This window comes from Candidatus Sordicultor fermentans, assembly GCF_012728195.1.
In the GTDB taxonomy this organism is placed as follows: domain Bacteria; phylum Atribacterota; class Atribacteria; order Atribacterales; family Caldatribacteriaceae; genus Sordicultor; species Sordicultor fermentans.
This window is the reverse complement of the sequence record NZ_JAAYFP010000222.1, coordinates 1-7,460: the sequence shown is the minus strand read 5'-3', so window position 1 is coordinate 7,460 and position 7,460 is coordinate 1. Positions and strand designations below refer to the sequence as shown.

The following is a 7,460-nucleotide window of genomic DNA, read 5'->3' as shown; positions in this document are numbered from 1 at the left end:
GGTCATCCTTACTGCTTATTCTCCTTTAGCAAGGAGAAGGTTGAGTGGCGATTTGTTGTTGCAGGAAATAGGCAAAAAATATGGTAAAACGGCTAATCAAGTAGCCCTGCGCTGGTTAATTCAGCAGGAAATGGTAGCAGCCATTCCTAAGGCTGCTAACCCCGAACACCAAAAAGAGAATCTGGATATTTTTGATTTTGAGCTTACTCCTGAAGAAATGGAAAAGATTTCTCGCCTGGACCGGCGGGAAAAAGTAGCTTCTCGCACCTAAAGGGAGAGAGAGTTTGTCGCTTTTTTGAATTTTTAGATAGCTGTGGAGGGTCAGGTGGCATCTATTATTCTGGTAAAGAAGACACGGTGGTACCAGAAGAAAAAGGACAACGCTCGCAGATAGAATCAGCAAAATCGGTTATTCGATAATTAAGCTGGAGTTTTTGATCTCCTTTTTTGAGTATGAAAAAGGAAAAGATTATACTGGCAGCCACTCCTGAATAATGGTATAAAGGTAAGGGGGTAAGATAGCGAAGAAGAAAATAAACAGAGAGAGTGAGTAAAATAGGAAAAATGTAAATTAAAAAAGCTACTCCCAATGCTATGTGGTCGTTTATTTCCACTAAAACCTTATCTCCTGGCAAGGCACCTAAGTCATTATAAGCTTTGACTACATAAAAATCACTCTTAGAGTCATCGATGAGTGGAGAGGAAAGGGGACACTTCTCCTCTCCACAGGAGGTTCCTTTTTCCATTTTTACCCAGCTGTATTTTTCTTCGCTTTTCAATACTTGCCCGATTTTTTTCATTTTAGTTTTTACTACAGGCTAATTAAAATATCTTTTTCTTCCACCTTGACCTCATAAACCGGCAAGCCCTCTTTAGCTGGTCCTTTTATCACCTGACCAGTGACTACATCAAAGCGAGAGCCATGATAGGGACAGATGATTATATTTCCTTCTATTTTCCCCTGAGCCAGAGAAAGACCTTTGTGGGGACAGCGACTACCGATAGCATAAATTTCCCCGTTCAAATTTAAAAGAAGGATTTTGTTTTCTTCTATAGTGATTTCTTTCCTACCTGATGACAATTCCGAAATTTCCGCCACCTTTTTGAACTCGGCCATGTTTTTCCCTCCTCTTTAATGGTGTAAAAATGTAGCAAGGCAAGCTTTATTTAAAGTCCTACTTTTTAGTGAAAACACCTTTTAAAAAATTATATTCCAGACCCAGGGGAGAAAAACACCTCTCTCAATAATCTTTTGAGCTTATTCCACTTTTTTCTTATGTTGCTAGGAACCGAGAAGCTCTTTCTTCCTCAGTGGTTTTTTGTTCTGCTGTATTTTTTAAATTCTTTTATCTCACGCCGTAAGCTGCCTGTTTATTTGTCAGAGAAGTTAAGTTATAATACTTTAAGAGGCCAATGGATACTATTTCTAAAGGAAGAATGTTTCGCTCTCATATTGAATCTCGATACCCTTTTGGGGAATTTGCTTTGATCCGTTCCCGAGGAAACCTGGGAGAGGTGGGCTTTGTTCTGGCTGATGAAGACGCAGAAAATTGGCCTTCTCTCTACCGGGAAGCCTGGGAAATAGCCAGTTATTTCCGCTTGAGAATTAAAGAGTTGGGGCTGGATAACATAGCCATGGCTGGAGTGGGGAGAGATTTAGATTTTATCACTGTTTCCATTGTAGTAGACATGTCCGCACTGGAGAAGGAAGAGATCGAAAAAATTGCCGATCAAGTCATGGGTATTTTGAGGGAAGCCAATCCTTATAATAAAGGGGGAGGAATCAATGAGTGAAAAAGTAGGATTTGTTACCATGGGTGAGGCAAAAGGAATAGTAGAAAACCTTCCCGAATTAGGGTTGGGGATGCTGGGTTATGCCTTTATGGGAAAAGCTCACACTAATGCTTATAAGAAGTATCCTTATATTTTCTGGCCACCGGTGGCAATTCCCAGATTAGTAGCCATTTGTGGAAGGAATGAAAAAGCAGTAAGGGAAGCTATGGTACGGTATGGTTATGAAAAATACTACACCGATTGGGAAGAAATGATTGAAGACCCGGCAGTACAAATTCTGGATAACACTAGCCCTAATTATCTTCATGCTGAGCCCTCTATTTTAGCTTTAGAGAAAGGCAAACACGTCCTTTGTGAAAAGCCTTTAGCTGGTAATGCGCAAGAAGCTAAAAAGATGTGGGAAGCAGCTCAAAAATCTAAAGCTAAAGCCATGGTATGTTTTAACTATCGTTTTGTTCCTGCTCTTCGATTAGCCAAAGAATTTATTTCTTCAGGGAAGCTGGGGGAGATATATCACTTCCGGGCGCAGTATCTTCAAGAGTGGATTATGGACCCTGATTTTCCCGCGGTCTGGAGATTGGATAAAAATGCTGCAGGTTCAGGAGCTCTGGGAGATCTGGGAGCTCATATCATAGATTTAGCCCGTTTTTTAGTGGGAGAAATTACTACAGTTAGTGCTTTAACCCGCACTTTCATTAAAGAAAGAAAATTAGCAGAAGACCCCAGGAAGAAAGTTCCTGTAACTGTAGATGATGCTTTTGTAGCTCTTGTGGAGTTTGAGAAGGGAGCCATAGGAACGCTGGAAGCTTCCCGTTTTTGTGCTGGAAGAAAAAATTATCAGGTTGTAGAGATTAATGGGTCTCGAGGTAGTATTCGCTTCGATTTAGAAAGATTAAATGAACTGGAAGTTTATCTGGTGGGAGAAGAGCCTAAGATATTTCAGGGGTTTCACGATGTTTTAGTTACCGAAAGCTTCCACCCTTTCTATGAGTACTGGTGGCCTCAGGGGCATATCATCGGCTGGGAACATACTTTTGTTCATGCAGTGGCTCATTTTCTGGATGCCATAGTTAATAACAAAGATATTGCTCCGTATGGAGCTACTTTCGAGGATGGTTACCGATGTGCAGTAATCTGTGATGCCATTCTCCAGGCAGCAGAATCAGGTAAAAGAGAAATAGTACCACAGGATTAAAATAAATTTTATTTGCAGGGGGGAGCTATGAAATATCGAGGTAAAGTAATAGTGACTTTGAAACCGGGAGTTTTTGACCCACAGGGAGTTACCATTCGTAATGCTTTGCATACCTTGTCTTTTCGAGAAGTAGAAGAAGTTAAGGCTGGTAAATACTTGGAAATAATTTTAGAATCGGAAAACTGCTCTCAGGCAGAAAAGCGCATTCAGGAAATGTGCGACCAGCTTTTGTCTAACCCGGTAATCGAAAGCTACTCTTACCAGTTAGAAGAAATAAAAAATTGAGGATGAAAATGAAATTTGGAATAGTGGTTTTTCCAGGGTCTGATTGTGGTTACGATTGTCATCATGTTTTATCTCAAGTCTTGGAAGCAGAAACAGTATTTATCTGGCATGGAGATAAAAATCTGAAAAATTGTGACTGTGTAGTATTGCCGGGGGGTTTTAGTTATGGCGATTATCTTCGAGCAGGGGCTCTTGCCCGTTTTTCGCCAGTGATGGAAGCGGTAAAAGAGTTTGCTGAAAATGGAGGATTAGTCATAGGAATATGTAACGGTTTTCAAGTTCTCACTGAAGCCGGGATTTTACCTGGAGCTTTTCTTCCCAACAGAGGTGGACGTTTTATTTGCCGCCATGTCTATTTACGAGTAGAAAATAATCAAACACCTTTTACTCTTTTATTTGCCCCGGGAGAGGTAATAAAAATACCCATTGCTCATCAGCAAGGCAACTTTTTTATTGATTCTCCTCATCAAGAAGAAGTTAAAAAGCACATAGTTTTTCGTTATTGTGGTCCTCAAGGAGAAATAGATTCTCGTTATAATCCCAATGGTTCGTGGGAAAATGTGGCGGGGATAGTCTCCAGAGAAGGTAATATATTAGGCATAATGCCCCATCCTGAGCGAGCAGCAGAGGAGATTTTGGGCTCCGAAGATGGCCGGAGAATGTTTCTTTCAGTTATAAAATGGTGGGAGGATAAAAAGTGGAAGTAGCAAATGGCTTAAATGTTGCCAGGGAATTAGGATTAAAGGAAGAGGAATATGAAAGGATTCTTGCTATATTAGGGCGGGTTCCTACTCCTACTGAAATAGCTATGTTCTCTGTAGAGTGGTCGGAACACTGTGGTTATCTTCATTCTCGAAGATGGTTGGAGTTGCTACCCCGAGAGGGAGAATTTTCTCCTCTTCGGGGAGAGGACGCTGGTGGCATAGTTTATGATGATTTAGCGGTGGTTTTTAAAATGGAAAGTCACAATCACCCTTCTCAGGTAGAGCCCAGGCAGGGGGCAGCTACAGGAATTGGAGGTGTTATTCGAGATATATTGGGAAGCGGAGCACGGCCTATTGCTTGTCTCGATTCTTTGCATTTTGGTCCTCGGGAAGATGAGCGTTCTTTGTATGTGTTTCGTGGAGTAGTGGAGGGAGTAGCTTTTTACGGTAATTGTGTGGGAGTACCCACAGTTGCTGGAGAGCTGTATTTTTACCCTGCTTTTCGGGGAAATTGCCTGATAAACGTGATGTGTCTGGGTATTGCTCCCCGGGAGAAGTTAACTCAGGCTAAAGCGCAAGGAGAGGGAAATTATATTGTTTATGTGGGTAATAAAACCGGAAGAGATGGAATAGGAGGATGTAGCATCTTAGCTTCTCAAGAATTTGGAGCAGAAGAAAGAAGACCCAGTGTGCAGATTGGTGATCCCCTGGCGGAAAAATGCCTGATCGAGGCTACCTTAGAAGCTTTAGATACCGGACATATAGTAGGAATTAAAGACATGGGAGCAGCAGGACTTACCTGTTCCACGAGTGAAATGGCTGCTAGTGGAGGAAGTGGGGTAGAAATTGATTTAGATTTAGTCCCTCTTCGAGAAGAAGGGATGGAACCCTGGGAGATAATGATGTCTGAATCTCAAGAGCGGATGCTTCTGTGTGTCAGGAGAGGATATGAAGAGGAAATTATTCAGATTTTCCGAAAATGGGGGTTAGAGGGAGAAGTAATAGGGGAAGTTAAGGATACAGGAAGGGTAACGATAAAGTGGCGAGGAGAAGTAGTTGCTGATATCCCAGCTCTGGAGTTAACCAGACCCCCCGTTTATACTCCTCCTCAGGAGAGGCCTCTTTATCTGGACGAGGTTAACAATTTTTCTCTGGAGGATGTTTCACCTCCTCTCAACTACGAAGAAGTTTTATTGCGCATGGTTTCTTCAGAAAATCTTTCTTCTCGCCGTCCCATTTTTGAACAATACGACCATATGGCAGGAATTAATACCGTTCTTCTTCCTGGATCAGGAACTGTAGTGTTGAGAGTGAAAGGCAAGAAGTGGGGAATAGCCGTTACCAGTGATTGCAATCCCCTTTATTGTTATCTTTCTCCTCGAGAGGGAGCTAAAATGGCAGTGGCTGAAGCAGCCCGGAATTTGAGTGCTTGTGGAGCAAGGCCTGCTGGAGTTACTGATTGCCTGAATTTTGGTAGTCCTGAAAAACCTGACCGTTATTGGCAGTTTGTAGAAGCTGTTGAGGGCTTGAGTGAAGCCTGTCGTTTCTTTGGTATTCCGGTAGTGAGCGGAAATGTATCCTTTTATAACGAAAATCCTGAAGGAGCGATTTTCCCTACCCCCACTATAGGAATGGTGGGGATAATAGAAGAAGTGGAAAAGGTGGTAAGTGCTGGGTTCGGGGAAGATGATTTAATTTTAGTTCTTTTAGGTGAAACAAAAGAAGAACTGGGAGGGAGTGAATATCTGAGGATTATTCATAATCGAGAAGAAGGGCCGCCTCCCCGGGTAGATTTAGAAGGCGAAAAAAACCTGCAAAAACTTCTTATAACTTTGGCAGAAGAAGAAATTGTCTCCTCAGCTATTGATTTGAGTGAAGGAGGGCTGGCTCTGGCTCTTGTAGAATCTTCTGTAACGGAAGAAAATCCTCGGGGAGTAATTGTGGATCTGGAATGCCTGGGGGATATGAGAGAAGATGTTTTGCTTTTTGGAGAAAGCGGAGGAAGAGCGCTCGTGAGTGTGAAGGGAGAATTATTAAATTCCCTACAGCGCCTGGCTCAAGAACAAAATGTTCCTTGCCAGGTTATAGGGAAAACCGGAGGGGAGAAATTAGTCATCAAAAAAGGAGGGAAATCACTTATTTCCCTATCAGTAGAAGAATTGAAAAATCGCTGGGAAGGTGGTTTGGGAGAATAAAATAAAGTGGATGAAAAAGAAAAATGCGGGGTATTTGGGGTATACGGTCTGAAGAATGCTTCTGAGTTAACTTATCTGGGTCTTTTTTCTCTCCAGCATCGAGGACAGGAAAGTGCTGGTATAGTAGCATCAGATGGAAAAATGGTACGGGAGAAAAAAGGAATGGGTTTGGTTTCTGAAGTTTTCACTTCTCGAGACCTTAAAAATCTTCCTGGCCATATTGCCTTAGGACACGTTCGTTATTCTACTGCCGGTTCCTCTTCTCCTCGTAATATTCAGCCTTTCATTGGCGAGAGTCGCTTTGGTCATTTAGCTATTGCTCACAATGGTAACTTAACCAATGCTCTGGCTCTCTGGAAAAAACTTAGTGAAAGAGGGGCAGTATTTCAATCTTCCACAGATACCGAGCTCATTCTCCACCTCATAGCTCAAAGTTCTTTTGATGGCTTTGAAGATTCTCTAAAAGATGCTCTGTGGCAAATACAGGGTGCTTTTTCTCTGGGAATCCTTTCTCATCATCAATTGATTGCCGTGCGAGACCCCTGGGGTTTTCGCCCCCTTGCTCTGGGGAAATTAGGTGATGGCTACATAATAAGCTCGGAGAGCTGTGCCTTCAATGTATTGGGGGCAGAATTTGTGCGAGAAGTGGAGCCCGGAGAGATGATTATAATTGATGAGAAAGGGCTGCGTTCCTTTTTCTATGCTTATTCTCCTCGTAAAGCTTTTTGCATTTTTGAATTGATTTACTTTGCTCGTCCTGATAGTGTGGTGTTTGCCAACCAGGTTTATCAGGCTCGCAAAAATATGGGTAGAGTGTTAGCTGAAGAAGAAGATTACTCGGCGGATATGGTGGTTCCTATTCCCGATTCGGGGATTTTTGCCGCTCTGGGTTTCTCTGAGGCATCTGGTATACCTTTAGAATTTGCTATGGTGCGTAACCCTTATGTAGGAAGAACTTTTATAAGACCGGGGCAGGAAGCGCGAGAGCTGGCGGTAAAGATAAAACTCGATCCTATTAAGGAGCTTATTCGAGGTAAAAGGATAATTGTTATTGAAGATTCTATAGTGCGAGGAAGTACTTCTCGCCAGAGAATAGCTACCTTGAAAGAAGCCGGAGCGCGGGAGGTACATATGCGGGTGAGCTCTCCTCCTCATATCTTTCCTTGTCATTATGGTATCGATTTTCCCACCCGGGGAGAACTGATAGCCAGTAGTAAATCTGCAGAAGAGATAGAAAAATATTTAGGGCTGGATAGTTTGAAGTATATAACTATCGATGGTTTAAAG

The 7,460-nt window shown here is 42.4% G+C and carries 9 protein-coding genes; 7 read left to right on the top strand and 2 right to left on the bottom strand.

The window, feature by feature from the left end; genetic code table 11:
• Positions 1-271, top strand: a 271-nt coding sequence (locus tag GXZ17_RS10735; RefSeq protein WP_409377278.1) for an aldo/keto reductase, incomplete at its 5' end; no start/stop codon positions are given.
• Positions 272-335: 64 nt separating this feature from the next.
• Here the strand turns inward: GXZ17_RS10735 and GXZ17_RS10730 are convergent.
• Positions 336-800, bottom strand: a complete 465-nt coding sequence (locus tag GXZ17_RS10730) for a SoxR reducing system RseC family protein (RefSeq protein ID WP_409377277.1) — start codon at positions 798-800, stop codon at positions 336-338.
• A gap of 11 nt (positions 801-811) precedes the next feature.
• The gene (locus GXZ17_RS10725; protein WP_409377276.1) at positions 812-1,117 is read right to left on the bottom strand and encodes a Rieske (2Fe-2S) protein; all 306 of its coding nucleotides are present in this window, start codon (positions 1,115-1,117) and stop codon (positions 812-814) included.
• A gap of 296 nt (positions 1,118-1,413) precedes the next feature.
• Here GXZ17_RS10725 and GXZ17_RS10720 point away from each other — a divergent pair, with 296 nt between their 5' ends.
• From GXZ17_RS10720 to purF, 6 genes are all read left to right on the top strand, one after another.
• Positions 1,414-1,794 carry a hypothetical protein gene (locus GXZ17_RS10720; protein ID WP_409377275.1) on the top strand — a complete coding sequence of 127 codons (381 nt, stop codon included), beginning with the start codon at positions 1,414-1,416 and terminating at the stop codon, positions 1,792-1,794.
• Positions 1,787-2,989 (top strand): Gfo/Idh/MocA family protein, encoded by a 1,203-nt coding sequence (locus GXZ17_RS10715; protein WP_409377274.1) that lies wholly within the window; start codon positions 1,787-1,789, stop codon positions 2,987-2,989. The genes GXZ17_RS10720 and GXZ17_RS10715 overlap by 8 nt, the downstream gene beginning before the upstream one ends.
• A gap of 27 nt (positions 2,990-3,016) precedes the next feature.
• Positions 3,017-3,274: a phosphoribosylformylglycinamidine synthase subunit PurS gene (purS, locus tag GXZ17_RS10710; protein WP_409377273.1), complete on the top strand. Its 258-nt coding sequence runs from the start codon at positions 3,017-3,019 to the stop codon at positions 3,272-3,274.
• Positions 3,275-3,282: 8 nt separating this feature from the next.
• Positions 3,283-3,981 carry a phosphoribosylformylglycinamidine synthase subunit PurQ gene (gene purQ, locus GXZ17_RS10705; RefSeq protein WP_409377272.1) on the top strand — a complete coding sequence of 233 codons (699 nt, stop codon included), beginning with the start codon at positions 3,283-3,285 and terminating at the stop codon, positions 3,979-3,981.
• Positions 3,972-6,173: a phosphoribosylformylglycinamidine synthase subunit PurL gene (gene purL, locus GXZ17_RS10700; protein ID WP_409377271.1), complete on the top strand. Its 2,202-nt coding sequence runs from the start codon at positions 3,972-3,974 to the stop codon at positions 6,171-6,173. Before purQ ends, purL begins: the two co-directional genes overlap by 10 nt.
• A 6-nt stretch (positions 6,174-6,179) precedes the next feature.
• Positions 6,180-7,460: amidophosphoribosyltransferase (purF, locus tag GXZ17_RS10695; RefSeq protein WP_409377270.1), on the top strand; the 1,281-nt coding region annotated here is incomplete at its 3' end.